This window comes from Streptomyces sp. NPDC055189, assembly GCF_053606765.1.
Genome location: NZ_JBSGSG010000006.1, coordinates 73,818 through 97,214, shown reverse-complemented (window position 1 = coordinate 97,214; position 23,397 = coordinate 73,818). Strand labels below are relative to the sequence as shown.

At 70.2% G+C, this 23,397-nt stretch carries 27 protein-coding genes and 3 pseudogenes; 16 read left to right on the top strand and 14 right to left on the bottom strand.

Annotated elements, in window-relative coordinates:
• Positions 1–11: 11 nt before the first annotated feature.
• Genes ACWFR3_RS06700 through ACWFR3_RS06685 form a run of 4 tightly spaced genes read right to left on the bottom strand, consistent with a single transcriptional unit; the run spans position 12 to position 3,568 of the window.
• Positions 12–1,265: an MFS transporter gene (locus ACWFR3_RS06700; RefSeq protein WP_453733462.1), complete on the bottom strand. Its 1,254-nt coding sequence runs from the start codon at positions 1,263–1,265 to the stop codon at positions 12–14.
• A 36-nt stretch (positions 1,266–1,301) separates the two neighbouring features.
• Positions 1,302–1,832: a cyclophilin-like fold protein gene (locus ACWFR3_RS06695; protein WP_453733461.1), complete on the bottom strand. Its 531-nt coding sequence runs from the start codon at positions 1,830–1,832 to the stop codon at positions 1,302–1,304.
• The gene (locus ACWFR3_RS06690; protein ID WP_453733460.1) at positions 1,829–2,497 is read right to left on the bottom strand and encodes an SDR family NAD(P)-dependent oxidoreductase; all 669 of its coding nucleotides are present in this window, start codon (positions 2,495–2,497) and stop codon (positions 1,829–1,831) included. The genes ACWFR3_RS06695 and ACWFR3_RS06690 overlap by 4 nt, the downstream gene beginning before the upstream one ends.
• A 54-nt stretch (positions 2,498–2,551) precedes the next feature.
• Complete coding sequence (locus ACWFR3_RS06685; protein WP_453733459.1) at positions 2,552–3,568, bottom strand: zinc-dependent alcohol dehydrogenase family protein; 1,017 nt, start codon at positions 3,566–3,568, stop codon at positions 2,552–2,554.
• 248 nt (positions 3,569–3,816) lie between these two features.
• On the opposite strand from ACWFR3_RS06685, the gene ACWFR3_RS06680 reads away from it, so the two are divergent.
• Both ACWFR3_RS06680 and ACWFR3_RS06675 read left to right on the top strand, forming a co-directional pair.
• Entirely contained in the window at positions 3,817–4,713 is an 897-nt protein-coding gene (locus ACWFR3_RS06680; protein WP_453733458.1) for a helix-turn-helix transcriptional regulator, read from the top strand.
• A 104-nt stretch (positions 4,714–4,817) separates the two neighbouring features.
• Positions 4,818–5,111, top strand: a pseudogene (locus ACWFR3_RS06675) (EF-Tu C-terminal domain-related protein); the annotation flags it as partial.
• A gap of 88 nt (positions 5,112–5,199) precedes the next feature.
• Here the strand turns inward: ACWFR3_RS06675 and ACWFR3_RS06670 are convergent.
• The 3 genes from ACWFR3_RS06670 to ACWFR3_RS06660 all read right to left on the bottom strand — a co-directional run bounded on the left by ACWFR3_RS06670 (position 5,200) and on the right by ACWFR3_RS06660 (position 7,557).
• On the bottom strand, positions 5,200–5,532 hold the full coding sequence (locus ACWFR3_RS06670; RefSeq protein ID WP_453733457.1) for an STAS domain-containing protein: 333 nt from the start codon (positions 5,530–5,532) through the stop codon (positions 5,200–5,202).
• 264 nt (positions 5,533–5,796) lie between these two features.
• Positions 5,797–6,525, bottom strand: coding sequence for an ANTAR domain-containing protein (locus tag ACWFR3_RS06665; RefSeq protein WP_453733456.1), 729 nt, complete (start codon positions 6,523–6,525; stop codon positions 5,797–5,799).
• Between the two features lie 798 nt (positions 6,526–7,323).
• Entirely contained in the window at positions 7,324–7,557 is a 234-nt protein-coding gene (locus tag ACWFR3_RS06660; protein ID WP_453733455.1) for a hypothetical protein, read from the bottom strand.
• 369 nt (positions 7,558–7,926) lie between these two features.
• Between ACWFR3_RS06660 and ACWFR3_RS06655 the strand changes: the two genes are divergently transcribed.
• Both ACWFR3_RS06655 and ACWFR3_RS06650 read left to right on the top strand, forming a co-directional pair.
• On the top strand, positions 7,927–8,661 hold the full coding sequence (locus ACWFR3_RS06655) for a hypothetical protein (protein ID WP_453733454.1): 735 nt from the start codon (positions 7,927–7,929) through the stop codon (positions 8,659–8,661).
• Between the two features lie 19 nt (positions 8,662–8,680).
• A complete protein-coding gene (locus ACWFR3_RS06650) occupies positions 8,681–9,073 on the top strand; it encodes a hypothetical protein (protein WP_453733453.1) in 393 nt (130 codons plus the stop codon).
• Positions 9,074–9,155: 82 nt separating this feature from the next.
• On the opposite strand, the gene ACWFR3_RS06645 is transcribed toward ACWFR3_RS06650, so the two are convergent.
• The 5 genes and pseudogenes from ACWFR3_RS06645 to ACWFR3_RS06625 all read right to left on the bottom strand — a co-directional run bounded on the left by ACWFR3_RS06645 (position 9,156) and on the right by ACWFR3_RS06625 (position 13,262).
• A complete protein-coding gene (locus ACWFR3_RS06645) occupies positions 9,156–9,302 on the bottom strand; it encodes a DUF6233 domain-containing protein (RefSeq protein WP_453733452.1) in 147 nt (48 codons plus the stop codon).
• A pseudogene (locus ACWFR3_RS06640) lies at positions 9,232–10,039 on the bottom strand (Tn3 family transposase); the annotation flags it as partial. The pseudogene ACWFR3_RS06640 and the gene ACWFR3_RS06645, both read right to left, overlap by 71 nt.
• A 69-nt stretch (positions 10,040–10,108) precedes the next feature.
• Positions 10,109–10,813, bottom strand: a complete 705-nt coding sequence (locus ACWFR3_RS06635) for a class I SAM-dependent DNA methyltransferase (protein WP_453733451.1) — start codon at positions 10,811–10,813, stop codon at positions 10,109–10,111.
• 602 nt (positions 10,814–11,415) lie between these two features.
• The gene (locus tag ACWFR3_RS06630; protein ID WP_453733450.1) at positions 11,416–12,075 is read right to left on the bottom strand and encodes a response regulator; all 660 of its coding nucleotides are present in this window, start codon (positions 12,073–12,075) and stop codon (positions 11,416–11,418) included.
• Entirely contained in the window at positions 12,072–13,262 is a 1,191-nt protein-coding gene (locus ACWFR3_RS06625; RefSeq protein WP_453733449.1) for a sensor histidine kinase, read from the bottom strand. Before ACWFR3_RS06625 ends, ACWFR3_RS06630 begins: the two co-directional genes overlap by 4 nt.
• A gap of 215 nt (positions 13,263–13,477) precedes the next feature.
• Between ACWFR3_RS06625 and ACWFR3_RS06620 the strand changes: the two genes are divergently transcribed.
• From ACWFR3_RS06620 to ACWFR3_RS06605, 4 genes and pseudogenes are all read left to right on the top strand, one after another.
• A complete protein-coding gene (locus tag ACWFR3_RS06620) occupies positions 13,478–13,735 on the top strand; it encodes a hypothetical protein (protein WP_453733448.1) in 258 nt (85 codons plus the stop codon).
• 8 nt (positions 13,736–13,743) lie between these two features.
• Positions 13,744–14,493, top strand: coding sequence for a polysaccharide deacetylase family protein (locus ACWFR3_RS06615; RefSeq protein WP_453733447.1), 750 nt, complete (start codon positions 13,744–13,746; stop codon positions 14,491–14,493).
• A gap of 202 nt (positions 14,494–14,695) precedes the next feature.
• A complete protein-coding gene (locus ACWFR3_RS06610) occupies positions 14,696–15,160 on the top strand; it encodes an SRPBCC family protein (protein ID WP_453733446.1) in 465 nt (154 codons plus the stop codon).
• Positions 15,153–15,251, top strand: a pseudogene (locus ACWFR3_RS06605) (FAD-dependent monooxygenase); the annotation flags it as partial. The gene ACWFR3_RS06610 and the pseudogene ACWFR3_RS06605, both read left to right, overlap by 8 nt.
• A gap of 450 nt (positions 15,252–15,701) precedes the next feature.
• Here the strand turns inward: ACWFR3_RS06605 and ACWFR3_RS06600 are convergent.
• Both ACWFR3_RS06600 and ACWFR3_RS06595 read right to left on the bottom strand, forming a co-directional pair.
• A complete protein-coding gene (locus tag ACWFR3_RS06600) occupies positions 15,702–16,163 on the bottom strand; it encodes an SRPBCC family protein (protein WP_453733445.1) in 462 nt (153 codons plus the stop codon).
• A gap of 631 nt (positions 16,164–16,794) precedes the next feature.
• On the bottom strand, positions 16,795–17,772 hold the full coding sequence (locus tag ACWFR3_RS06595) for an esterase/lipase family protein (protein ID WP_453733444.1): 978 nt from the start codon (positions 17,770–17,772) through the stop codon (positions 16,795–16,797).
• A gap of 665 nt (positions 17,773–18,437) precedes the next feature.
• Between ACWFR3_RS06595 and gvpO the strand changes: the two genes are divergently transcribed.
• The 8 genes from gvpO to ACWFR3_RS06555 are packed head-to-tail and all read left to right on the top strand — an operon-like array spanning position 18,438 to position 23,395.
• A complete protein-coding gene (gene gvpO / locus ACWFR3_RS06590; protein ID WP_453733443.1) occupies positions 18,438–18,758 on the top strand; it encodes a gas vesicle protein GvpO in 321 nt (106 codons plus the stop codon).
• 31 nt (positions 18,759–18,789) lie between these two features.
• Positions 18,790–19,254: a gas vesicle structural protein GvpA gene (locus ACWFR3_RS06585; protein ID WP_453733442.1), complete on the top strand. Its 465-nt coding sequence runs from the start codon at positions 18,790–18,792 to the stop codon at positions 19,252–19,254.
• 2 nt (positions 19,255–19,256) lie between these two features.
• Complete coding sequence (locus tag ACWFR3_RS06580; RefSeq protein ID WP_453733441.1) at positions 19,257–20,009, top strand: GvpL/GvpF family gas vesicle protein; 753 nt, start codon at positions 19,257–19,259, stop codon at positions 20,007–20,009.
• Between the two features lie 2 nt (positions 20,010–20,011).
• Positions 20,012–20,266: a gas vesicle protein GvpG gene (locus ACWFR3_RS06575; protein WP_453733440.1), complete on the top strand. Its 255-nt coding sequence runs from the start codon at positions 20,012–20,014 to the stop codon at positions 20,264–20,266.
• A gap of 5 nt (positions 20,267–20,271) precedes the next feature.
• The gene (locus ACWFR3_RS06570) at positions 20,272–21,108 is read left to right on the top strand and encodes a histone protein (protein ID WP_453733439.1); all 837 of its coding nucleotides are present in this window, start codon (positions 20,272–20,274) and stop codon (positions 21,106–21,108) included.
• Between the two features lie 6 nt (positions 21,109–21,114).
• On the top strand, positions 21,115–22,176 hold the full coding sequence (locus tag ACWFR3_RS06565) for an SRPBCC family protein (RefSeq protein WP_453733438.1): 1,062 nt from the start codon (positions 21,115–21,117) through the stop codon (positions 22,174–22,176).
• Positions 22,173–22,562, top strand: a complete 390-nt coding sequence (locus ACWFR3_RS06560) for a gas vesicle protein (RefSeq protein ID WP_453733437.1) — start codon at positions 22,173–22,175, stop codon at positions 22,560–22,562. The genes ACWFR3_RS06565 and ACWFR3_RS06560 overlap by 4 nt, the downstream gene beginning before the upstream one ends.
• On the top strand, positions 22,559–23,395 hold the full coding sequence (locus ACWFR3_RS06555) for a GvpL/GvpF family gas vesicle protein (protein WP_453733436.1): 837 nt from the start codon (positions 22,559–22,561) through the stop codon (positions 23,393–23,395). The genes ACWFR3_RS06560 and ACWFR3_RS06555 overlap by 4 nt, the downstream gene beginning before the upstream one ends.
• Positions 23,396–23,397: the final 2 nt, after the last annotated feature.

The window sequence follows — 23,397 nt, the reverse complement described above, 5'->3', positions numbered from 1 at the left end:
ACGGTCAGGGTTCAGTGCGCGCTCACGCGTGGCTTCTCATCCGTGGGGTGGCCGGCGGGAGCGGTGCGCGGGGCGACGATCCGCGCCGGGCGGGCTGAGTTGCTGAGTGCGAGAGCGATGAGGGGCAGCAGGGTGAGCGCCGCGGAGACGGCGCCGACCAGGGCCGGGCCGGTCAGGCCGAGGGAGGAGTCCAGGGCTTGTCCTGCGATCGCGGAACCGGCAGCGATGCCGGTGTTGTAGGCCGAGGTGGTCAGGGCCGCGGTGAGGGTGGGCGCGTCGCCGGCGAAGCGGACGGCCAGCGAGGTGACGACCGGGTTGACGGTGAATCCGGTCAGTGCCATCAGGAAGACCAGGCCGATGGCTGCCACCGGGTTGGTCGACCCAGGGATGAGCACCAGCAGGGTCAGTGCGGTGGCCGCGGCGGCGGTGATCGTTGTCGTCATGGGGTGGCGGTCCCCCAGTCGGCCGCCGACGGCGGTGCCGCCCAGAGCGCCGACGCCGAAGGCGATCAGCACCAGGGGCACGGCGCCGGCCGCGATGCCGGTGCGGTCGGTCAGCAGCGGTGTGATGTAGGTGTACGTGGCCAGCACACCGCCCATGATCAGTACTGCGGCGGCCAGTGCCAGCCAGAGCCGGCCCTGCCGCAGTGCCCGGATCTCGGCGCGTACGGAAATCTGTCCCGGCTGCTGTGTCCGCGGGATGAAGCGGCCGGCGAACGTCGCTGCCAGGGCGGCCAGAACGGCCAGGGCCCAGAACGGGCCGCGCCAGCCGGTGACTTGTCCGGCGAGCGATCCGAGGGGTACACCGACGACGTTGGCCAGGGTCAGGCCGCCCATCATGACGCCGACCGCACGGGTGGCGTTTGCCGGACCTGCGGCGGCGGTGGCGATGACGAATCCGACAGCCCAGAACGCTCCGGTGGCCAGTGCGGTCACCACCCGGGCGGTGAGCACCACGGCGAACGAGGAGCTCAGCGCGGCAACGACGTGGCCGAGCACGAAGACGGCCAGGGCCAGGACCAGCGTGCGGCGTTGTGGCAGGCGCAGAGTGGCCAGGGCCATGGCCGGCCCGCCGATGATCATGCCGACGGCGAAGGCAGTGATCAGCAGGCCGGAATGCGCGACGCTGACGCCGAGGTCGTCGGCGATCTCGGGGAGCAGGCCGGCGATGACGAACTCGGTGGTTCCCATGAGGAACGTGCCGGCAGCGAGCACCCAGACGACGAGGGGCAGCTTTCCGGGAGCGGACCGGGCTGCGGAGGCCATGCGAGAACTTCTTTCCATGCGAGGGGTCCGGTGTGGTCAGGCGGGTGTGAGGGTGATCCGCTCGGCTCGGGCCAACTGCTCGGCACCGGCCTCGAGGTGGCCCAGGATGAGCAGGTCCGCATCGGCTGCGGGGCCGTCCGCGGAGAAGAGGGCGAGGTTGCCCCAGGGCGCGTAGTAGGCCAGGTCTCCGGCCGTGGCCGCGGCCGGTTCGGGGGCACCGTCGGTGGTGAGTGTGCGGGGCGGGTAGCCGATCCGCTCGATCCCGTGGAAGTCCTTCAGCTCCAGGGTGAGCGGGAGCAGGGCGGCCAGGTCCCAGGCGGCGGGGCTGTCGTTCAAGAAGGCCTCGACGGGGTGGCCGTCGAGGGCGACGCGGATGTCCATGGCGGGGTTCCTGTCGGAGCCGGGCGGGGTGTGCTGCGGTGGGGTCTGCCGCTCCCCGGCTGATGCAGCCCCGGCGGGATGGGACGGCGCGGCGGCGTCCGGCGGGGCGGTGGTGCAGGCGGTCAGGGCCAGCAGCAGGGCGGCTGCTGGTGTGAGGCGCAGGAAGGGGCGGGTGAAGCGGGTCATGGCGTGGGCATGGGCTCGGCGTAGTGCCGGAATCCGTCGCGCTCCAGGTGCATGCCGTACAGGCGCTCGGCCAGCGCGGTGGGGCTGGAGTGCTCGGCGTCGGGGCGGATCGCGCCGGGGACGATCAGCTGTGCGGCGTGGATGTCCTCGGCGGCGAGGGCGTCGTGCAGCATGGCCGCGTAGGCGCTCTCGGCGGCGAAGGCGATCGAGGTGCCGGCCCGTTCGGGGTGCGGGCGCACTGCGCTGCCGCCGTTGACGAACAGCAAGGTGCCGCGCCCGAGGGCCCGCATGCCGGGCAGGACCGCGTTCACGCAGGTGAGCGGGCCTTTCACGGAAAAGGCCAGCGGGGCGTCCAGGTCGGCGATGGTGGTGTCCAGGACCGGTTTCATGAAGTCGGCTCGCGGCACCGGGCTGTACTGCAGGACCTCGATGGCCCCCAGCTCGTCGGCGGCCGCCGTCAGGGCCGTGGTGAGAGCGTCCGGATCGAGGACGTCCGCGGTGTAGCCGCGCGTCCGGAGGCCGTCTTCGCGCAGCGTGCGCGCGAGCTGCTCGAGGTGGCCGGCGTGGCGGGCGATGAGCGCGATGCTGTGGCCGGCCCGGCCGAAGCGTCGGGCCGTGGCCAGGCCCAGTCCGGGGCCGGCGCCGACGAGAGCGAACGTGGTCATGGTGAGTCCTTCGAACGAGTGCGGTGTCCGGCGCCGGTCAGGTAGGCGGCGGGATCAGGGCTTGAGGAGGGTCTTGATGGCGCGGCGCTCGTCCATCGCCCGGTAGCCCTCGGCGACCTGCGCCAGGGGCAGGGCGAGGTCGAAGACCCGGCCCGGGTCGATGCGGCCCCTCTGGACCAGCTCGATGAGGTCCGGCAGGTAGCGGCGCACGGGCGCCGGGCCGCCGCGCAGGCCGACGTGGGAGAAGAACAGCTCCTGCCCGTCGACGGCGACCTCGTGGGGAACGCCGACGAAGCCGACGTTGCCGCCGGGGCGGGCCGAGTGCAGTGCCTGCTGCATGGCCTGGGCCGTGCCGACGCACTCCAGCACGCTGTCGGCGCCGATGCCGCCGGTCAGCTCCTTGATCCGCTCGATGCCCTCGTCGCCGCGCTCGGTGACGATGTCGGTGGCGCCGAACGCACGGGCCAGCTTCTGCCGGGGCTCGTGCCGGCTCATGGCGATGATGCGCTGCGCGCCCATCTCCCTGGCGGCGATCACCGCGCACAGGCCGACCGCGCCGTCACCGACGACGACGGCCGTGGAGCCGGGCTTCACTTCGGCGGCGTCCGCGGCCCACCAGCCGGTGCCCATGACGTCGGAGACGGCCAGCAGGCTCGGCCACAGCTCCTCACCCGGGATCTCGTCCGTGGCCACCAGGGTGCCCTGGGCGTGGGGAATGCGGACGTAATCGGCCTGGCAGGTGGACATGAACTCGCGGTGCAGGCAGCTGGACTGGAAGCCGTTCTCGCAGTTCACGCAGGTGTTGTCCGAAGTCGCGAAGGAGCCGACGACGAACTGGCCCGGCTTGACCGCGGTGACCTCGGAGCCGACCTCCTCCACGAAGCCGACATACTCATGGCCCATCGGGTGCGGCTCATCCGTGGGCTCCAGGCCGCGGTAGGGCCACAGGTCCGAGCCGCACACACAGGTGACAGCGGTGCGGATGACCGCGTCGGTCGGCTGGAGGATCTTCGGGTCCTCCAGGGTCTCGAAGCGGATGTCGCCGGGGGCGTGGATCATGGCTCCGCGCATGAGAGGGGCTCCTTACGTGCCGGGGCGTACGCCAGACGGGTGAGTGGCGGCGCCAAGTGTGGGGCGCACCGGCCGCAGCGGAGGTGAACCGTCCAGGCCGGGCATGGACTCCCCGCCGGTCCTCGCACGGTGGGCGAGGAGCGCCACGTCATCCAGGTAACCGGCACTTCGCGCGCGCAGCGAGTCACCATCAAGGGGTGTACCGGCAGTACATCCCTCAGCTCGCGTTCCGGACGTAACGTCGAGGTGTGGACAACCATGAAGAGGTCCGCGAGTTTCTGACCTCGCGGCGCGCAAAGATCAGCCCGGAGCAGGCAGGACTGCCCTCCGGCAGTCGGCGGCGCGTGCCCGGCCTGCGCAGGAGCGAGGTCGCTGCGCTCGCCGACATGAGCGTCGAGTACTACGCCAAGCTGGAGCGCGGCAACCTCGCCGGAGTCTCCCCGGCCGTCCTCGAAGCCGTCGCCCGCGCGCTCCAGCTCGACGAAGCCGAGCGCGCCCACCTGCTGAACCTCGCCCAGGCCGCCGACGGCACCGACGCCCTCACCCGCCCCAGGCGCCGCACCGCCCGGCAGTGGACCCCGCACCCCAGCCTGCAATGGACCCTGGACGCCATCACCGCCGGGCCCGCCTTCGTCCGCAACGGCCGCCTGGACATCCTCGCCGCCAACCCGCTCGCCCGGGCCTTCTACGCAGACATCTACGCCTCGCGGCACAACCAAGCGAACCTGGCGCGCTTCAACTTCCTCGACCCGGCCTCACGCCGCTTCTACCCGGACTGGGACCTCTTCGCCGACGTCGCCGTCGCCATCCTGCGCACCGAGGCCGGCCGCAATCCCCACGACAAGGAACTGCACGACCTGGTGGGTGAGTTGTCGACCCGCAGCGATGAATTCCGCACCCGCTGGGGCGCCCACAACGTCCGCCACCACGGCACCGGCACCAAACGCTTCCACCACCAGGCCGTCGGCGACCTGACCCTCGCCTTCGAAGGACTGGAGATGGCCGCCGAACCCGGACTCACCCTGACCATCTACACCGCCGAACCCGGCTCACCCTCCGAAGAGGGGCTGCGCCTCCTGGCCTCCTGGGCCGCCACGCAGCAGGCCGACACTGCTGCAGAACGAGCTGAAGGACCTCTGCGCTGAACCTCGCGGTCCTCCGCGGTCCGAACTTCCGCAGCTCGCTGGGCAGGTGGTCCTTCGCGCAGCCGCCGGTCATGAGGCAGGCAGAAGCCTGAGGGCCGCCTGCCGTGCGGCAGAGCGCCGGACCAGCCACCGCCGCAACTGCACCGCCACAGGCTCGGGAAGGAGAGCTGCGGCGGCGGAGGCTCGGCCGTCCGGTCTGCCGTTCCAGCAGGAGGAGTCACGTGGGGAGCAAGCGCGAGGACGTCGAGCGCGGCCGGTGCATCATCAAGCCCGGCTCGCTCACCCCGCGCAGCGGATTCACGGCCACCGCCTGCATCCTCTCGACGGACGAGGGCGGCCGCGCTTTCCCCATTTCGACCAACCACCGTGCCCAGTTGTGCTTCCGTACCGCTGACGTTGCCGGCGTGCTGATCCTCGCCGGGGGACGGCGCACCCTCCCGTCCGTCCCGGCAGACAGCCGGACCCCGCGCCTTTGCCTCCCGGGCTTCAGCCGCAGGGCGGTACCCGCTGCTGTGCCCGCACGGTCGTCTCGCACCGGTGTTCCAGCTCGGCCGTCAGATGCAGCCGCACCTCGCCGCCGCCCCGACGGGCCCGCTCGTCCACAGCCACCAGCAACGCGGCGGCCGCCACACTCACCGACGACACCGCGGTGAGGTCCACATGGACCACCCGGCCGCGATGACGGGCCAGCAGTTCGGCCAGGCACTCCTCCAGCGCCCGCTCCGTGTCCGTGTCGAGGACGCCGGCCAACCGCACCCCCAGCGGGCGCGAGGTCCAGAAAACCACCAGCCGGGCCGACGAAAAGGGAGAAAACGACATGGCCCACCGCTCCGAGGTCCGGGGAGCTGTTGACGGAAGACTGCTGTCTCTCCTCCTTCCCTCTCACTACGGCAGGGAACCTCCCGGCGCGGTCCTCCGCCGCACGTCCGACAGGCGGCCGCCTTCGCCCCGGCGCAGCAGCCAGCGCACATCACGCCAACGAAGTGACCTGGGGTCGCGGCGGCCGGGGCCGGACACCTGCCCCCGGCACCGCCGGCACCGCGGTCACATCGGCGGACGCCTCCGCCGACAGCACGCCCCTGGTCACCGTCCCCTCAGGGCCGAGGACTTGAGCGACCCGTCGATGAACTGCCGGCACAGCACAGCCAGCGGCAGGCGGTGCCTGCGGGCGTACCGGCGCAGGGCGTCGAAAGCCTCGTCGGGGCTGGTGTGCCAGCGTTCGGCCAGGATGCCCTTGGCCTGCTCGACGACGATGCGGCTGGACAAGGCCGACCGCAGCTGGGCCCGTTCGAGGTCGGCCTGCACCAGGGTGCGGTGTTGCAGGATGGCGATGGTCGCCACGTCGGCCAGTGCTTGTGCGACCCGGGCATCGCTGGCGCTGAGCTTCTGTTCCCGGCTGTCGAAAAGGTTCAGCGCACCCACCACCTGGTGCCGCAGCCGCATCGGCAGCGCGTGGGTGATGGCAAAACCCTGCTGCCGGGCACGCGCGGCGAAGCGGGGGAACTGGTCGCTGTGCGCGGCGGGTTCGAGGAGGACGTTGAGCCGGGCCGTTCCGTCGCGGTAGCACGCCACGCACGGCCCCCGGCCGGTTCGCACAGCAAACAGCTCCAGCAGCCGGGTTGCTTCGTCCGAGGCGGCAACCAGATGCAGTTCGCCGAGCGGGTCGGCGAGCATGATGCCGGCCGCCGACACGCCCAGCAGGTCATTGCAGCGGTCACACATCCGGTACAGGAAGTCGATCAGGTCGAAATCATCGACCATCGTGTCCACGGCCTGCACCATGGCCGCCAGCACTCGCTCTTCGCGCTTCATCACCCGATCCCTTCGCCGGCAGCGCCGTCCGGCCCGCCCCCATCATGGTGCAAGGGCGACCGGCCGGGCCAGCATGTCCCCGGCGGAATCCGTCACGGAACCCCGGCCCAAACGCAGGGGCCGCAGCCGTAACAGGTGGTGTTGCGAGACCACTTCGGCCTCGGGACTGGTGGGCTCGCATGTTGAGGTGTCGCCAATTCCTCGGTGAGGTCGGCCCTGGCGTCACCGTGAGTGGTCGCCGGGGGTGTATCGGGACCAAGTTCCTCCGGCTTCGGTGACCAGTCTGGTGGCGGTCTTGTCGTGGTAACCGAGGGCCTCCGCGATGACGGGGCCGGGGCCTGGAGGACGAGTTGTCGGATCGCGGATGTCCTGCCGGGCTGCGGCGGAACGCCGATCTCCCGCAAGTGGACTTGGAGGCTGACCGGGTTCATCGGCTGTCCGGGTTGGCGACCGGGGAAGAGCCACTGTGAGCTTCTGCTGCTGGCGTAGGGCAGGTGCTGGCGGGACTGGATGTAGGCCCGCACGAGGTCAGCGACGGGCTCCGGAAGCGGGGACGGCGGATCTCCCAGCCGGACCGCGACGGTGGCCCCGTCGTCGAGGACGTCGTCGACCGTGAGGCGGACGATGCTGGTCTGGTGACGGGTTGCGCGTAGAGGAGAACGAGCGCGGCGGCAACCCCGGCCCGCAGGGGCAGAGAGTCGTCGTTGAGGACCCGCTCGTCTTCATGCACCAGCGCAGGAACGTCTGGGCCGGGCGCCGGGTGGCCAGCTTCTCCGCGTGCCAGGCGTCGAGGTCGGCCTACTGCCAGTGTTCGATCGTGCGGCCTCGGTCGGCAAGCCAGGTGAGGAAGGCGCCTGCCTGAGTGATCTCCTGTTTCGTCTGGTCGGTCTGGGAGCGCCCCAACGGTGTCCTCTCCGCCTTGCTCCGCAGGCGCCGCGTTTGGTGCCAAGTGGCGAAGTGCTGGAGATGACGTCGGTGTTCGGGGTCCTCGATGGTGGCGAGCCGTTCGGTCAGCCAACGCTGATAGAGCATGAGCTGGCGGTCGACGCGCGGCAGCGGCTCTTGGACGCGAAGCCGACGAGCAGCGTCCCGGCCTCGCAGCGCGGGCCCAACTGGACAGCCACCCTGGACGGTGCGCGGCGCGTAGGCACTGGATCGCCGACGTACCCCGCCATTTGAAGGTTCCTGAGAGCGAAAGGCTGGGATCGAATGGTTAGCAAGGCGTTATCTCCGTGGATCATTCGAGATTCGCAGGCGGAATCGTGACTTCCACCACAGCGTTGCCGATCTTGATCTGTTTTGGTTGATCTCGACCACAAGGGCACACATAGCCCCTTCCCGCCCTAGCGGGCAGGGCAGTTCATTGCGCTCGAATTTAAGAAGTTAGAGATACGGGGACAAATGTCCATCGGCACGACCAACCGCACCCTCTCCAACCGTGGCGCCGCCATGCTCGTCTCAGCCCTGACCGCAGGCGCAATCTTCGCGGCCGCCTCCGGGGCCCGGGCCCAGGCCCAGACCGCGCCCCAGCAGCGCACCGTTGCCGTCGCCGCACAGCCCGACGATGGCGGCTTCACCCAGGAGGAGCAGGAGCAGGCCAGGAACCTCGCGCGGGCCTTTGACGAACTCGGGGTGAGCGAGCAGCAGTTCGCCGACGCGATGGAAGCTGCCCTCAACGACGCCCCTCCGGCCGGGGGTCTGCGCGAGCGCCTGGCTGCCCTGCCTGATGCGCCGACTGCCGAGCAGACAGCAGAGGCTGCCTACCCCGGCAACACCCGGGCCCAGAAGGCCATGCTGCCCATCCTGGCCAACAACGAGGTCCGCTATACGGCGCTTCGCGATCTGGCCGATCGGTCGGGAGAGCAGAGCCCGGCGGTGGCCTTCGGATGGTGGGACGAGACGAAGTTCTATGTCGGGTGCGCCGCCGCCGTCGCAGGTGTGTTCATCTCGTTCGTCCCTGCCGGCTCCAGCATCAAGGTCGTTCGCGCGGTGGCGCTGTTCAAGAAGTACGGCGCGAAAAAGACCGTGAACATCATCTATCGGTTCGTCCGCGGCAAGCACGTCGGCTCCAAGGAGCGCGAGGCCGTGAAGGCGTTCATCGGCATCAGCGCCATCAGCAAGGCATGCTCCCGCTAACGACGTTCAAGGTGATCCAATGACGATTGAGCACGTCGCCTACATCGCCCTGGCGGCCGAGGTCATCCTCATGGTGTGGTCGCGGTTTGGTACAGAGCGACGGCACTGGAAGCACTACAAGAAGGAAGGCCAGGCCCCGGACAAGCGGGATGACCAGAGTCTGGTGCCACTGGTGACCTACGCCGTCGCGGCCTTGGCGCTGGCCGTCGGCGTGGTTTTGAAACCGGTCGAGTGGAGCTTGTCGACTGTCGGTACGTTCGCGTTCTGCGGCATTCTGATTCCCGCGTTCGCCGCGAACTCGGTCATGGTGATGGTCACGCGAGGGCACACACGCAAGCTTGCCGTGTGGCAGCAGGCGCTCGCGTATGCCGTCGCGGCGGCGGGGGGAGCTGTCTCCGTCGGGCTCGTGTGAGTCAGCCAGGTAAGTCTGACGGCCCGCTCTCTCGCGAGGGCGGGCCGTCATCCTCGCGTCAGCCAATGGTGCTCCGAGTCGCTCACTCCAGCACCCCGAGCTCGGTGTCGGGGCGGCAGTGCGGGCAAGCCTTGATCTGATCAACGGTGAGCCGGCGCCACGCCGGCTCGCGCGTGACGCCCCGCGATCGCTTCCCCGCCATCTGACAGCCGCCGACGTGGACGTACACCGCGGCGCGGCCGTCGAGGCCCTGCTCGATGAGCCAGTCCGGCGCCGGCGGTCGGGCCTGCTCGCCACGGAGCCGCTCGGCCTCGCGCCGCTCCTCGCCCGCGATCCGCCCGCGGGTACGCTGCCCACAGCGCGGCCACGTCCAGGTCCGCCTCTTGCTCCTCGACCAGCTCCAGCTCCTCGAACAGCACCTTCGCCGCCCGCGCCAGCACCCGCGACGCCTTCTCCAGCTGCGGCAGCGTCGACAGCCGCTCCTTCCCCGTCTTGCGCTTCGCGGTGTTCAGCAGCCGGGTGGCCATCAGGACCTGGAACAGGTCCAGGGCCTCGTCGATCGCCTTCGCCTCCAGGTGTCGCATCACCGCGGTGAGCATCGCCGTGCGCTTGGGCTCCGCCGCCCGCTCCAGCAGCGGCGCCTTCGACCCCAGCGCGTACCGGGCCAGCGCCGCCATCCGGTTCGGCGGGATCTGCGACAGCCTCAGCCGCCCCAGCCGGTAGGCGCCGATCTCATCCACCCGCTCCAGCGCGCGGGCGAACGCCGTGCCCGTCGTCCGCGTCGACGGCCGGCGCAGCCGCTCCAGCTCGGAGAACCGCGAGCCCTCCGGCGTTTTCAGCGTCGCCACCAGATCACCGGGCAGCGCCGGGGTCCGTGCGGCGGACGGCGCCCGCGACGGTGGCGTGCAGCCGCTTGTCCGCGATCTTCCGTACCTCCGACACCTGCCGGGCCAGCACTGAAACCCCCCGGCAGCATGCCCACCGGACAGCCCGCCGAGGCGCGATGCTGCACCACGCGGCGGCCCGGCGAGGTGGTCATCGCCGGATGTACTGCCTCAGCAGGCCGCCGTGTCCCCGGAAGGCGAAGCCGTGGCGCTGCAGCAGCCTGTCGGCGTGATCCTGGGGGAAGAGGCGGAAGCGCAGACGCTGGTGGGCCACTACCGCGCCATCGCGTTCGATGTAGTAGTCCTTGGTGCAGCGGCCGTCGGCATCGGTGACAACGTCCTGCACGTAGCGCAGTCCGCCGGGAAGCGAACGCTCCAGAGGCCGATGCGGGCCCTGGACCGAGAGCAGGAACAGGGCGCCGGGCCGCAGGACAGCAGCCAGCTTGTCCAGAGCTGCGGCATTGTCCTCTTCGTCCATCAGATGACTGCCCAGCCTGGGGCCGTCCTCGTCCTGGATGATGCACCAGACGCCTCCCACGGAGTAGGCGACGTCGAACGTGCGCGGGAGGTGCAGGTCCAGAATGTCCTGCCCGAATAGCCGGGCGCGGTCCCCGAGCCGCTCGCGCGCCCGGGCCAGCATGCCCTCGGTGTGGTCGATGCCGGTGACCGACAGGTCGGCCGGGCCCAGGTCGAGGATCCGTTCGCAGGCCAGCCCCGTGCCCACCCCGAGTTCCAGCAGGTGTCTGCGGGTACCGATGCAGGCCAGCAGGTCGTGGGCGTAGGCGCCGTAGTCGTAATAGCCCGAGGTCATGAGGAGGTCGTAGTGGTGCGAGAGGTCGGCGTAGGAATCAGGCACAAGCGGCAGTATCCCCGGCATGTGCAAACCGCGACGGTCCGCCGGCCGAAAGAGCCGGCAGGGCAAGCGATACGCCGCACGCGAGGCCCGCAGTCCGTTGCCGGCCGAAGTCTGGATCCTCGTGGCCGGCAGCGGCCTCGACCAGCCTGACCGCAGCTCAGGGGCGCCAGGCCTGACGCCACCGGGGATGCAGTTCCTGGGGCAGGGCCAGGGTCATGAGGTCCGTGGGAGCGGCCTGTTCGCTGCCCGGCCACAGGCACGAGTGCCGGGCACGAGTACCGGTCGGCCCTCAGGATGCCTGCTGCACACTGCCGCACTGTGCTCCGGGAGTTGGGGATACCCCTCAGCAGCTCGCCATGTGTCGGCGTACGGAGCAGCGGCACCAGGTCGCGGCCGTTGCACCCGCATCGGGGCATCCCTTTCCGTGCACGCGCTCGGCCGCGACGGCATCCTCGGACAGGCGCTCGTAGAGGAGACCGGTGAGTTCCGCGAGAACGACGATGGCGCCCCCTCGATCGGCCTTCCAGGTGCACGCGCGACGAGCGCATCCGCCCTCCGCCTGCGCACCCCGCTCCCCCGCCGCCCAAGGGGTTAGCCGCGGGTCAGATCCGGCCTGCGCGGTAGACGAGGAGAGCGATCTGAACGCGGTTGTTGAGTTCGAGTCTGGCCAAGATGTGGGAGATATGGGATTTGACGGTGGGGACGCTCATGTAAAGCTCGGTGGCGATCTGGGCGTTGGTCTTGCCCTGGCTGACGGCAAGGGCGACTTCATGCTCGCGGGTTCCCAGCAGGGAAAGCTGGCGCCGGGCCTCTGCATGGGTGACGGGCTGCGGGGTCGGTTCGCGGGTGACGACGGCTCCGATGAGCTGGCTGAGAGCGTCGGGAGACATGACTGGTTCCCCTGCCGTGGCCCGGCGCACGGCTTCGATGATTTGGTGGGGCGGGGTGTGCTTGAGGAGGAATCCGGCGGCTCCGGCCTGCAGTGCACGCAGGACGTATCCGTCGGTGGTGAACGTGGTCAGCATGACGATCTCGGGTGCGGCGGGATGAGTGCGCAGGAGGCGGGTGGCCTCCAGGCCGTCCATCCCGGGCATGCGGATGTCCATGAGGACCAGGTCAGGCCGGTGCTGTTCGACCAGGGCCGTGACTTCGGTGCCGTCGGCGGCCTCAGCGATGACGGTGATGTCCTCGGTGGAGGCGAGCATCAGGCGCAGGCCGGCGCGGACCAGGGCATCGTCGTCGACGAGCAGCACGCGGATCATGCGGGCCACGGCAGGTGCGCGCGCACGTAGTGGGTCTGCTCCTGGCGGCCGGCGGTGAGGGTGCCGCCGACCAGGGCGGTACGTGCCTCCAGGCCGGGGAGGCCCGATCCGCCGCCGGGCAGGCGGGGACTGCCCGGGGTGGGCAGGGGGTTGGTGATCTCCACGGTCAGTCCTGTTCCCGGGGCGCCGTGCAGACGGATGTGAACGGGGTGCCCCTGTGCGTGCTTGTGGGCGTTGGTGAGGGCTTCCTGAACGATCCGGTAGGCCGTGCGTCCGGCGGTGGCCGGGGCCGCGGCCGGGCGGGTGAGGTCTTCGTCGAGGTCGATGCGCATGCCTGCGCGGCGGGAGTCCTCCAGGAGGCGCGGCAGGTCGGCGAGGGTGGGCTGGGGCGGCTCGGGGCTTAGTTCCCGGGGCCGCAGTGGGGTGCGCAGGACCCCGAGGACCTGCTGCAGATCTTCCATGGCCTGGTGGGCGCTGGAGCGGATGACGCCCATGGCCTCGGATACCTGCTCCGGGGAGGCGGCACGGTTCACTTCCAGGGCGCCGGCGTGCACGCTCAGCAGCGACAGCCGGTGGGCGAGCACGTCGTGCATCTCCCGCGCCAAGGACTCCCGCTCGCGCTGGCGGATCTGCTCGGCTCGCCACAGGGCCTGCGCCCGGCTGTGTTCGCTGCGCTCGTGCAGGGCGCGCAGGAGCAGTCCCCAGACCACCGCGGCCGCCACCAGGACCCCGCCGGTCACCGTGGTGGCCAGGGCGATGGCGGAGGGCGGAACCGTCACGGCCAGGTAGAGCGGCAGCGGCAGGAGGGCCAGTGCGGTGACCGCTGCGGTGCTCCGGGCCGGGCGCAGGGTGGCGACAGTGAACAGCGCGACAAGCGCGGCAGGGATCAGAGAGGTCAGCGTCGCGGCGACGATCAGCGTGACGGCGACGGCGACCGGCCACCTGCGCCGCCACAACAGCAAGGTGCTGCCCGTCACCGCGACCGTCCCGTAGTGCACGAAGCCGGCTACGGGCCACGGCGCCATGCCGTCCACCGCGAAGGTGGGGATGGTCGGCGAGGCAAGCCGCGGATACACGCCCAGACCGCGTGTCTGCGCGAAGCCGACCGTCACGCACAGCGCCGCGCTGCCGACCGCGACCATCAGGTCCCCGGCCCTGCGGGCACGCCGTGTCCTTCCCCATTCCATAACGCCCCAGCGTACGGCCCGCTAAAAGCTGCTCACGCCGCCAGACCCGTCACCGAGTTTATCTACGGACCTTCATATACCAAAGTATAGAAGTTTCCGGGGACTCCATCTTTAGTCACGCATACTCCGCATACTTTCCGCCGAAGAAATGCGCGCCCCGCGATTCGTAGCTTGTTTCCTGTCGAAAAGATTCACCCCTATCCAAGGAAACAACTATGAATCACCCGCCGACGTTTCTGCGCCCCCTGCTGGCTGCGGCCGCCGCCGTCATCGGTGTCTTCGCCGTGGCGGGAGGTCTGCCGCTGGCCTCCCGTCTGGCCGGCTTGATATCCCACGCCGTGTTCCGTGACGCCTTCTTCGGTCCCGCTCTGGCGCAGCTGCTTTTGCTGCTCGCGGGATGCTTCGCCTTCGCGGTCGCGCTCCAGCGCGGCATGCGGTCCCTGACGGGTGCCTACAGCAACACGGGCCGGTGACCGCCGTCATGAGGCGCACCGCCCCGGTCATCGGCGCGACCACGGCCCTGGCCCTTGCCCTGTCCGCGTGCAGCACCCTCACCGGTGTCACCTCACCTGCCGACGCCCGCAACAAGGCCACCGGCGATACGCACCACGCCGGCCCCGTCGACTGCTCCGAAGCCAAGTGCGTGGCCCTCACCTTTGACGGCGGACCCAGCGCTCCCACGCCAAAGCTCCTGGACATCCTGAAGAAGGAGAAAGTCCATGCGACATTCTTCCTGCAGGGAAAGGGGCATACCAGGAAGTATCCGCAGACGATACGGCGCATGGCCGCAGAGGGGCACGAGATCGGTAACCACACCTGGTCGCACAAGGACCTGACGAAACTCGACGCATGGCAAATCCGTGCAGAAATCAATCCGGTACAGCAGGACATCAAGGCTGCGACCGGCAAAGCCCCCACTCTCATGCGCCCGCCGCACGGGACCACCAACGACGACGTGTCCACGACCCTCAAGGAGCTCGGGCTGTCGCAGATCCTGTGGAGCGTCACGGCGAAGGACTTCGCGACCACCGATACCGCCCTGATCAAGAAGCGAGTCCTCGATCAGACCCACCGCGACGGGATCATCCTGCTGCACGAGCGCTATGCCGGGACCATTCCCGCCGTCCCCGGCATCATCAAGGACCTGCGACGCCAGGGATACACGTTCGTCACCGTGCCCCAGCTGATGTCCCCGGCCGCACCCCGGCCCGGCAAGGTGTACCGGCCCTGACCCAGCTCTGCGGCCACCGGCCCCGCAGGGCCCTCACCCGTGCAAGACCGCCCCCACAGGCGGCGGCCACACCGGGTGGTGGGCCATGGGGGCCGAACCGGGAAGGAGGTGTGTAGAGCGTGCGCAGGCGGTCACTCGGCATCCGCGCGACGATCAGCAGTGTTCGGGCCCATAGAGACGGGCCGCTTCATCTGGAGGCGTCATGGCAGTACGGCACCAGCTCATCCGCCGCCCGCCGCAAGCCCTGTGGTCGGTGCTCGAAGACGAGTCACGCTTTCACGAATGGGTGGTCGGCACGCACTCCTCTTGTCCGGGCGAGGGCCACTGGCCCAAGCAGGGATCCACTCTGAACTACACCGTGCGGCTCGGTCCCAAGGAGTTCGCGGGCTTCACCGTCGTACGCCGCCACGAGTTCCCGCGCTTCCTGGAGCTGGAGGCCTACAGCGGACCGCTCGGCACCGCGCGCATCGCCTTCGATATCCGGCCGTGGGGCGAGAACACGCTGGTCATCCTGGACGAGCACCCGCTGCGCGGCCTGGGCGGCACCCTGCACAACGGCGCACTGGACACCCTGCTGCAGCTGCGCCACCGCCGCCTGCTGCAGCGACTGGCCCGCGTCGTCGAAGAGTCGACACCCAGCCGGGGCAGGGAGGCAGCCGATGCCTGATGCCGTGGTCATCGGCAGCGGGCCCAACGGCCTCATCGCCGCGAACCTGCTGGCCGACGCCGGCTGGAGCGTGACGGTTTTGGAGGCGCAGAACGCATGACATCGGGCCCCGGCCCGCACCGCAGGCTCCCTGACCCCCGAGCCGTGACAGACACACGCCTCTCACGAGACCGGATGGAGCCGCACCACCCGCAGCCCTGCCGCCGGGCGGGCAACCCGCGCGGCCGCCTTGCCCCCGTTCTCCACCGGCGGAGCAGGGCGGATCGAAACACCGTTGGTCGAACGGCTGGAGCGACAACGGGACGAGTGACCGTCAGCGCACCCGTACGAGCGCCATCGTCGCCTGGCCGGTCGTGCCCACACGACCCCACCGCCCGGGCCCAGCGCGCCGCCACAGCCTCTTCGCCGTCATCAATCCGTGCGGGCCCAGCGGCCAAGCCTGCGACCGGCGTCTACGGCTGTCCCGCCGTGGCCGGTGAACCCGGGTCGGGGCCCTTGCTGCCCGCGGACGCTGTGCATGCTCGTCACGTGGCCGTGAGTTTCACGGCTGCCCGGGCCGATGTGAGGGCCCCAGCGCCTGGTCGATCGCGCGCGGCAGTTGCTGGGAGACCTGATCACCCAGCCGTTCGAACTCCCGCTTGAGCAGGGGCGTTGCCAGGCGTGCGATCCCGTGGAACTCGATGCGCGCCCGGTAAGTGAGCCGGGTGCCGCCGCGGCGCTGCTCGAAGAGCATGTTGTCTGTGGAGGTGGCGGTCTTGTTGCGCCCCACAAAGGTCAGCTGGTCCGGGTCGATGAGCGTCAGCGTGTAGCGGAGTTCGGTTCGGCGGCCGCGGAATTCGGAGACGTTGTGCCATTGGGTGCCCGCTGCCACGGGCCCGGGGCTGGTCTGTCGGCAGGTGATGGTGCCCGGGTCCCAGCTTTCCGCATGGGAGAAGTCCGACAGATACTCCACCACCCGCTCAAGGGGGTGCTCTGTGAACAGGACACGCTCAACTTCGATCATGCTGGTTCCCTTCGCGGCCAATCGTGCATGCGTGCGCCGGGGCGCCTCCAGACTTCCCGGTGGAGCCCGTCCGTGGATGCACCTGGACCGGTATCCGCCGCCCCGCCGGCGACCGGTATCCGCCGCCCCGACGGCGCTCGCCGCCCGACCGGGGCTGTCCGATCAGCTCGGTCGCCCCGGGCCGGGCGGCCGAGAAGGGCACCAGCCCCAGGGGACAAAGCGCCGCGGATCCAGATGATCGGCCCCGGCCATGACGGCGCACCCAGCCGGACGCTGCATGAGGGGCGGTACGCTCACGCCGTGGTCTGACGCCCTGGAGCACGTGCACCGGGTGACGCCGGCGCAGCCCCTCTTTTCGCCCGGGGCCGGGCCGGGCCTCCGGCAGCCCGCCGGCACAACGCGAAGGGCGTCTTCGTGCCATCGAGATAGCCGTCCTGGTGGAGTTGCCGCATCACCGTATTCAGCAGCACAGCCGTCGCCCCGGCCGGCCACAGGGCGGGCACCCGCCAAAACTCCTGCCAGCTCGGCCCGTGCCCGTGCGCCAGGCGGTAGGTGTCGATCCATGCCAGAGCACGCTGGCGACAGGGCGGATGGGCCCACCGCCAGCCGTCCGTGCCCCTGAGCCGCCTCCTCAGGGCAGCGGCACCAGCGGTGTGACGCTCCGGCAGCTCCAGGTGGCGCGATGGGCCGGGTCGAGGGCGTCCAGCGTCAGATTGATGACATTGGGCGAGTACGGGGTGGCGCTGTGGCCCGACCGGTCACCGGGGCACACCTGCTGGAGCGTGATGTTGTCGACCGCCCGCGGGCGGACGGCGGGGGAGGTGAGAAACCCCGAGGTGTAGGGGGTGACCATTTTGTCGTAGGTGGTGGCCACCACCGTGTAGGAGACCCCGGGCACGGTGTCGCCGCCCTCGTTGAGCCGGTTCAAGAACGAGGATCCCGCCAGCTGTTGCTTGATGGCCGGGCCCACCGCCACGTCGGTGACCGGGGTGATCATCCTGACCAGGGTGTCGAGCCCGTTCGCGGTCGTCCCGTGATTGTCCGGGGCAAGACCGACCAGCCGGTGCACCTTCGAGGCGCCGCCCTCGAACTTCAGATACTGGCGGGGCATGAGCCCGCCCAGCGAATGCCCCACCAGGTCCACCGTGCGGGCCCCGGTGGTGCGCCGCACCCGCTCGACGTAGGCAGCCAGTTCCCTGGCCGAGTCCTCGATGCGTCCGGTGCCCTTTGCGCCCAGGGCAGTGAGGGGGCCGCCGTGGGCGCCGTAGTTCAGGGCGTAGACGCAGTACCCGGCGTCGGAGAGCGCGGGCGCCATCGCGTTCCAGGTGTTGTACGCGTTCATGGCGGTGCCGTGGACCAGCACGACCGGCCGGGGATGGGCGCGCCGGTCCGTGCCGGCCGGGCAGGGCCTGCTGGGGTCCGTCCGGGCGCCGGGCGGGCTGGAGTTGGCGATCGCGGGTGAGAGCAGGGTGGGCACGATGGCGCTGAGGGCGGTGTCGTGATGGGGGCGCGGCTGGGCAGGCGCGCTCGCCGCAGCAGGCGCTGCCGGGCAGGCGAGAGCGGCGAAGGAGCAGACGGCGGCGGCCGTCGCGGCGAAACGCAAAAACACGGGATAGCTTTCCGGCAGGCGGGCCAGGGCGGGAGGTACCCGTCCGCGTCTCGCGCACCGGGCACCGGGCACCGGGCACCGGGCACCGGGCACCGGGCACCGGGCACCGGGCACTGCACCGGCAACGCCGTGAGCGCGTCGGGGTAACGGCGCATCACCCAGGTGCCTCACCACCGCGCGGGCTCTCGCGGTGGCACACCGCCTTTCGGCCCGGCCCACCGGTGCGCCGGGCCGGAAGGCTTGCACGGCGTGCTTGAGATCGCTCGCCGGGGTGATGTGCTCGCGGGCCTGCCGGGCACTCCTCATGCGTAGACGTCACGGCGGTCAGGGACCAGGCCGCCCGTGCGACGGCGTCGGCCAGACTGTGACGGCGGGGCGCACGGATTCTGCCGACTGCGCACCCCGGTGCCGGCAGAAGGGTCGGACCGCAGCCAGTCCGACGACATCATGGCCAGCGCCCACGTGCAGGCGCCGTCCCCATCGGGTTCTGACGGAAGTCGTCCCGGGCAGCCGACGTCGCCCGGTACGCGGGCCCGCGTACCGGCCGAATGGCCATAGCCATGCGTGCTTGGCGGGCGTAACAGCAACCGTTGCCTGCCTCGCCAGCGCTCCCCGCCCGGCTCGCCCAAGATGCGAGCCGCTCCATGGTGACGAGACTGGTCAGCATGGCAGACCAACATTCCCGGGCCGGGGGCTCCGCGACGGCATCCCGGAGACGAGCAGCGCCTCGCAAGGGGCCCGAGTACGCCGCCCGCGCCGCCTGCCAGAGCCTCGAAGGGCTGATCGGCCACCGCACCGAGGGCGTCTCTGCGGTGCGGCGCTCGGACGACGACGGCTGGTGCGTCGTCGTGGATGTCCTGGAAGTGGCCCGTATCCCGGACACGACGAGCCTGCTGGCCTCCTACGAGGTGCGGCTCGATCGGTCCTGCGAGCTCCTGGAATACCGACGGCTTCGCCGATACCGGCGCGGTGCCGCTGACGAGTGACCCACTTTCGTCCGACCACGGGAAGGCCCTCATGACGACCACGACCTACGCCGACGAGATCGCCCCGTGTCCTCCGCGCGCCGGCACGCTCTACGACGTGCTCGAACTCATCCTCGACCGGGGCATGGTGATCGACGTATTCGTGCGGGTCTCCCTGGTCGGCATCGAGATCCTCAAGATCGACGCACGCATAGTCGTGGCGAGTGTGGACACCTACCTCCGCTTCGCCGAGGCGTGCAACCGCCTGGACCTCGAACGGGACTCCGGCAGCACCACCGTGCCCGAACTGATCGGCGGCGGGGCCGCCAAGAAGATGGGCAAGCGCAAGGTGCGCCAGGCCGCGGAGAGTGTCGGTGACACCGTGCGCAAGGTCGTCGGCGCCGACGATTCGGACGACGACGAGGCGGAAGAGCAGTCCGAGCGGCCCGGGAAGCGGCGCGCTCCAGCCCGTAACACCACGGGCGGCGCGAGCCGGCGCCGCAGAGCGGAGGCCTGATCGTGTCGGCCGACGGGCTGTACGTCTACGGAATCGTGCGGGCCGGGACCCCGCTGCCCGCCGGGGCCGCCGGGGTGGGCAGCCCGCCCGCCACGCTGCGCACGGTCGGGACCGAATCGGTGGCCGCGATCGTCAGCGCCGCACCCGCGCAGCTGCGCGCCCGGCGCCGAGATCTGCTGGCGCACCAGACCCTCCTGATGGGGCTTGCGGAGGCCGGGCCGGTGCTGCCCATGCGCTTCGGTGCGGTGGCGCCGGACGAGGCGGCGCTGCGTGCCCAGCTGGCCGCCGCGGAGGCGAGCCACCTGGCCACGCTGGAACAGCTCTCCGGGCACATCGAGATCAACGTCAAGGCCCTGCCCGCCCGGGACTCGCTGGCCTCGCTGGTGGCCGGTGACTCCACCGTGCGGCGGCTGCGCGACGAGGCACGCCGGCATCCCGGCTACGAGGCCGACGTACGCCTGGGGCAGGCCGTCGCCTCCGCCTTGTCCCGCCGGGCGGCCGAGGCCGGCCGGAAGGTGCTGCGTGATCTCGCGGCGATGGCCCGCGCGACGGCGGCGGGGCCGGACGTGCAGGGGTGCGCGCTCAACGTGTCCTTCCTCGTGGGCCGGTCGGACGCCGACCGCTTCCGCGCTACAGCCGAGCGTTTCGCCGCCGCGCACCAGGAGCACGTCGAACTCCGCCTGGCCGGGCCCCTCCCCTGCTACAGCTTCGTCGACACCGCTCCGATTTCGCCGGTCGCGGCCGGTGGAGGGTGACGATGGGGCTGATCTCCGGACTTCTGCTCCTGCCTCTCGCGCCCGCCCGCGGCGTGATGTGGGTCGCCGAACGGCTTCAGGACGCCGCCGAGCGCGAGCTCTATGACCCCGGCGTGCTCCGCGCCCAACTCGCCGCGCTCAACCAGGACCTCGACGAGGGGCACATCTCCCTGGCCGAGTTCGAAGTGGAAGAGGAGCGGCTGCTCGACCGGCTGTATGCCGCGCAGACCGGCCCGACGCCGACAAACAGAAGGTGACAGGCATGGATGACCAGAGCAAAGTGGCGCTCGCGACCGCTGTGGTGGGCGGATACGTACTGGGGCGGACGAAGAAGGGCCGGCTCGCTCTGACCGTGGCCACCTATCTGGCGGGCCGCCGGTTCCCGCTCGAACCCCGTCAGCTGGCAGCCGAAGGCATGCGCAAGCTGGGTGAGGTCCCCCAGTTCGCGGAATTGCAGGAACAGCTGCGGGGCGAGGTTCTCGGAGCCGGCCGCCAGGCCCTGACCGCTGCCGCCAACAGGGGCATGAACACGCTGGCGGACGCCCTCGGCGACCGTACGGCCCGGCTCTCGGGAGCGGCATACGACGAGGACGAGCCCGAAGACGAGTACGAGGACGAGGAATACGAGGACGAAGAAGACGGCGAAGACCCGGACGATGAGGAGTCCACCGGCCGGGACGAGGAATACGACGAGGACGATGAGGAATACGAGGAGGACGAGGAGCCGGAAGAGCAGGCGCCTGCTCCACCCACCCGGCGCAAGAGAGCCTCCGCACCTGCCGCCACGAGGGCCAGGCCGCCCCGTAAGTCCTCCTCCGCGAAGAAGACGGCGCCCCCGGCCAAGAAGTCGCCGTCGGGCAGTAAATCTTCTTCGAAGAAGAGCGCCTCGAAGAAGACCGCTTCCGCAAAGAAGGCCGTCTCGAAGAAGTCGGCCCCGGCCAAGAAGGCGGCTCCCGCGAAGAAGCGGACCTCGGCCACGAAGCAGGCCCCGGCCAAGAAGAGCGCCCCGGCGAAGAAGTCAACGGCCAAGAAGTCCGCCGGCAAGAAGACGGCATCAGCGAAGCGGACAGCATCCAAGCGCGCCGATCGGCGGAGGTAGCCAGCCATGGCAAAGAACGACAGGGACAAGTCCGCGGCCTCCGAGGAGTCGGGAGCAGGCCGGCTGAAGGAAGAGCTGTCCAAGTTCGCCAGTGCCCAGGTCCAGGACTGGGCCGGGAAGGCGGGCGACAAACTCACCGACCTCACCGGGAAGTTGGGCGATGCAGCCGAGAACGGCGGCTCGCTGCCGGCCATCGGTTCGCGGGTGCTCCAAGGGGAGTCTCCGGTGAAGGCGTTCATGTCGGAGAAGGCCAAAGGGGCCAAGGACGCCATTGTGGACAAGGCGAAGGAAGCCTTCGGCGCCGGCGGAGGGGGCAAGCGCAAGTCCGGCGGAGGCAAGCTCATGAACATCATCGAGGTGCTCGATGTGGGCGTGCCGCTGCGCACCGCCTATGACGCCTGGACGCAGTACGACCAGTTCAGCAGCTTCGCCAAGGGCGTCAACGATGTCTCCACGAGTGACGAGACGGAGAGCGACTGGAAGGTCAAGGTGGGGCCTTCCTCCCGCAGCTTCAAGGCCACCGTGCAGGAACAGGTGCCCGACGACCGGATCGTGTGGACCTCCGAGGGCGCCAAGGGCACCACGCGCGGCGCCGTCAGCTTCCACGAACTGGCACCGAACCTGACACGGGTCGTCCTGGTCATGGAGTACTACCCGTCCGGGTTCTTCGAAAAGACCGGCAATCTCTGGCGCGCCCAGGGTCGGCGCGTACGGCTGGACTTCAAGCACTTCCAGCGTTACGTCACGCTCACCGACGAAGAGCCCGAAGGGTGGCGCGGGGAGATCCGTGACGGCGAGGTGGTCCTTTCCCACGAGGACGCCGTCGAACAGGAGGAAGAGGACGCGGAGAACGCGGAGAACGCCGGGGATCAGGAGGGCGAAGCCGAGGACGAGTGGGACGAAGAAGACGACGAAGAGGCCGGGGGCGGCGAGGGAGAAGACGAGGAGGACGAAGACGAGGACCCCGAGGACGAGTTCGAAGAGGAAGCGGAAGAGGAAGAAGACGAGGAGGAGCCTGCCCCTCCCCGGCGCCCGAGTCGTAAGAACCGCCGAGGGGCCGCCCGGTGACCGACCTCGACTTCAGGGCGGGCGAGCAGCCAGTGCCCGGCCCCGCCAACACCAACCTGGCCGACATCCTCGAACGGGTGCTGGACAAGGGCATCGTCATCGCCGGGGACATCAAGATCGACCTCCTCGACATCGAGCTGCTCACCATCCGCCTGCGCCTCTTCGTCGCCTCCGTCGACACCGCGAAGAAGGCGGGCATCGACTGGTGGGAGAACGACCCGGCGCTCAGCTCGCGGGCATCGCGCAACGCACTGCAGGACGAAAACCGTGAGCTGCGCGAACGCCTGGACGCCCTCGAAGCGTCCACGGATGCGCCCGTCGCCCGGGACGCGACCACGAAGAACACGAAGGCGACGAAGAAGCAGGCGGAGGACGAGCAGACATGACGCACCCCGGCCCCCGGGCACAGGCTCCCGGTGCAGACACCGCCACCTATGTGTTCGCCGTATGCCGCGCCACCCGTGCCACGACGACAGCCGACCTCACCGCTCTGCCGGGCATGCCCGGCGGTGCACCCGTACGTTTTCTGACCTCCGCGACTCTGACGGCCGTGGTCCAGAGCGTGCCTGCCGCCGACTTCACCGACGAGGCCTGGCAGCTGCGACTGTCCGACCGGCAGGAGATCGCGCGCTACGCCCGCGCCCACCACGAAGTGGTCTCCGCCGCAGCCGCAACGGGGGCCACCGTCCCGCTGCCCCTCGCCACGCTGTACCACGACGACGAGCGGGCCTGCCGGGTTCTCGACGACGAGGCGGCCCGCTTCCACGGCGCGCTCAAGCGCATCGCGCATCACGCCGAGTGGGGCGTGAAGGTGTACGGACCGCAGACGCCGCCGCAATCCGCAGAACCGGTGCCGGACCCGGTTACCGCAGGCACGAGGCGCCGTGAGGCCCCGGTTCCCGGCGCCGGGCTCGCCTATCTGAACCGCAAGCGCGGTGTCCAGCAGGGCAGGGAAAGGCGCCGCCAGGAGGCGTTGAGCGTCGCGGAGTCCGTGGACGCCGAATTCCGGCAACTGGCCGCGGCATCACGACGGCTGCGCACCCACGACGCCAGCCTGTCGGGCGACCAGCGCGTGCACGTACTCAATGCCACCTACCTGGTCGCCGAGGAGCGGGCGGATGACTTCATGCGGATGACGACAGCCCTGCGCGAGCGCACGGACGCGCACATCGAGCTGTCCGGGCCGTGGGTTCCCTACTCCTTCGTCGGCGAGGTGTAGAG

Excerpts from the sequence above, each read along its gene's own strand:
- ACWFR3_RS06565 (WP_453733438.1), top strand. The coding sequence starts at position 21,115 with ATGGCAAAGAACGACAGGGACAAGTCCGCGGCCTCCGAGGAGTCGGGA.
- ACWFR3_RS06685 (WP_453733459.1), bottom strand. The coding sequence starts at position 3,568 with ATGCGCGGAGCCATGATCCACGCCCCCGGCGACATCCGCTTCGAGACC.
- ACWFR3_RS06600 (WP_453733445.1), bottom strand. The coding sequence starts at position 16,163 with ATGATCGAAGTTGAGCGTGTCCTGTTCACAGAGCACCCCCTTGAGCGG.
- ACWFR3_RS06655 (WP_453733454.1), top strand. The coding sequence starts at position 7,927 with ATGTCCATCGGCACGACCAACCGCACCCTCTCCAACCGTGGCGCCGCC.
- ACWFR3_RS06670 (WP_453733457.1), bottom strand. The coding sequence starts at position 5,532 with ATGTCGTTTTCTCCCTTTTCGTCGGCCCGGCTGGTGGTTTTCTGGACC.
- ACWFR3_RS06630 (WP_453733450.1), bottom strand. The coding sequence starts at position 12,075 with ATGATCCGCGTGCTGCTCGTCGACGACGATGCCCTGGTCCGCGCCGGC.
- ACWFR3_RS06615 (WP_453733447.1), top strand. The coding sequence starts at position 13,744 with ATGAGGCGCACCGCCCCGGTCATCGGCGCGACCACGGCCCTGGCCCTT.
- gvpO (WP_453733443.1), top strand. The coding sequence starts at position 18,438 with ATGGCAGACCAACATTCCCGGGCCGGGGGCTCCGCGACGGCATCCCGG.
- ACWFR3_RS06625 (WP_453733449.1), bottom strand. The coding sequence starts at position 13,262 with ATGGAATGGGGAAGGACACGGCGTGCCCGCAGGGCCGGGGACCTGATG.
- ACWFR3_RS06585 (WP_453733442.1), top strand. The coding sequence starts at position 18,790 with ATGACGACCACGACCTACGCCGACGAGATCGCCCCGTGTCCTCCGCGC.
- ACWFR3_RS06665 (WP_453733456.1), bottom strand. The coding sequence starts at position 6,525 with ATGAAGCGCGAAGAGCGAGTGCTGGCGGCCATGGTGCAGGCCGTGGAC.
- ACWFR3_RS06695 (WP_453733461.1), bottom strand. The coding sequence starts at position 1,832 with ATGACCCGCTTCACCCGCCCCTTCCTGCGCCTCACACCAGCAGCCGCC.
- ACWFR3_RS06700 (WP_453733462.1), bottom strand. The coding sequence starts at position 1,265 with ATGGCCTCCGCAGCCCGGTCCGCTCCCGGAAAGCTGCCCCTCGTCGTC.
- ACWFR3_RS06620 (WP_453733448.1), top strand. The coding sequence starts at position 13,478 with ATGAATCACCCGCCGACGTTTCTGCGCCCCCTGCTGGCTGCGGCCGCC.
- ACWFR3_RS06690 (WP_453733460.1), bottom strand. The coding sequence starts at position 2,497 with ATGACCACGTTCGCTCTCGTCGGCGCCGGCCCCGGACTGGGCCTGGCC.
- ACWFR3_RS06660 (WP_453733455.1), bottom strand. The coding sequence starts at position 7,557 with ATGCTCTATCAGCGTTGGCTGACCGAACGGCTCGCCACCATCGAGGAC.
- ACWFR3_RS06650 (WP_453733453.1), top strand. The coding sequence starts at position 8,681 with ATGACGATTGAGCACGTCGCCTACATCGCCCTGGCGGCCGAGGTCATC.
- ACWFR3_RS06610 (WP_453733446.1), top strand. The coding sequence starts at position 14,696 with ATGGCAGTACGGCACCAGCTCATCCGCCGCCCGCCGCAAGCCCTGTGG.
- ACWFR3_RS06575 (WP_453733440.1), top strand. The coding sequence starts at position 20,012 with ATGGGGCTGATCTCCGGACTTCTGCTCCTGCCTCTCGCGCCCGCCCGC.
- ACWFR3_RS06555 (WP_453733436.1), top strand. The coding sequence starts at position 22,559 with ATGACGCACCCCGGCCCCCGGGCACAGGCTCCCGGTGCAGACACCGCC.
- ACWFR3_RS06570 (WP_453733439.1), top strand. The coding sequence starts at position 20,272 with ATGGATGACCAGAGCAAAGTGGCGCTCGCGACCGCTGTGGTGGGCGGA.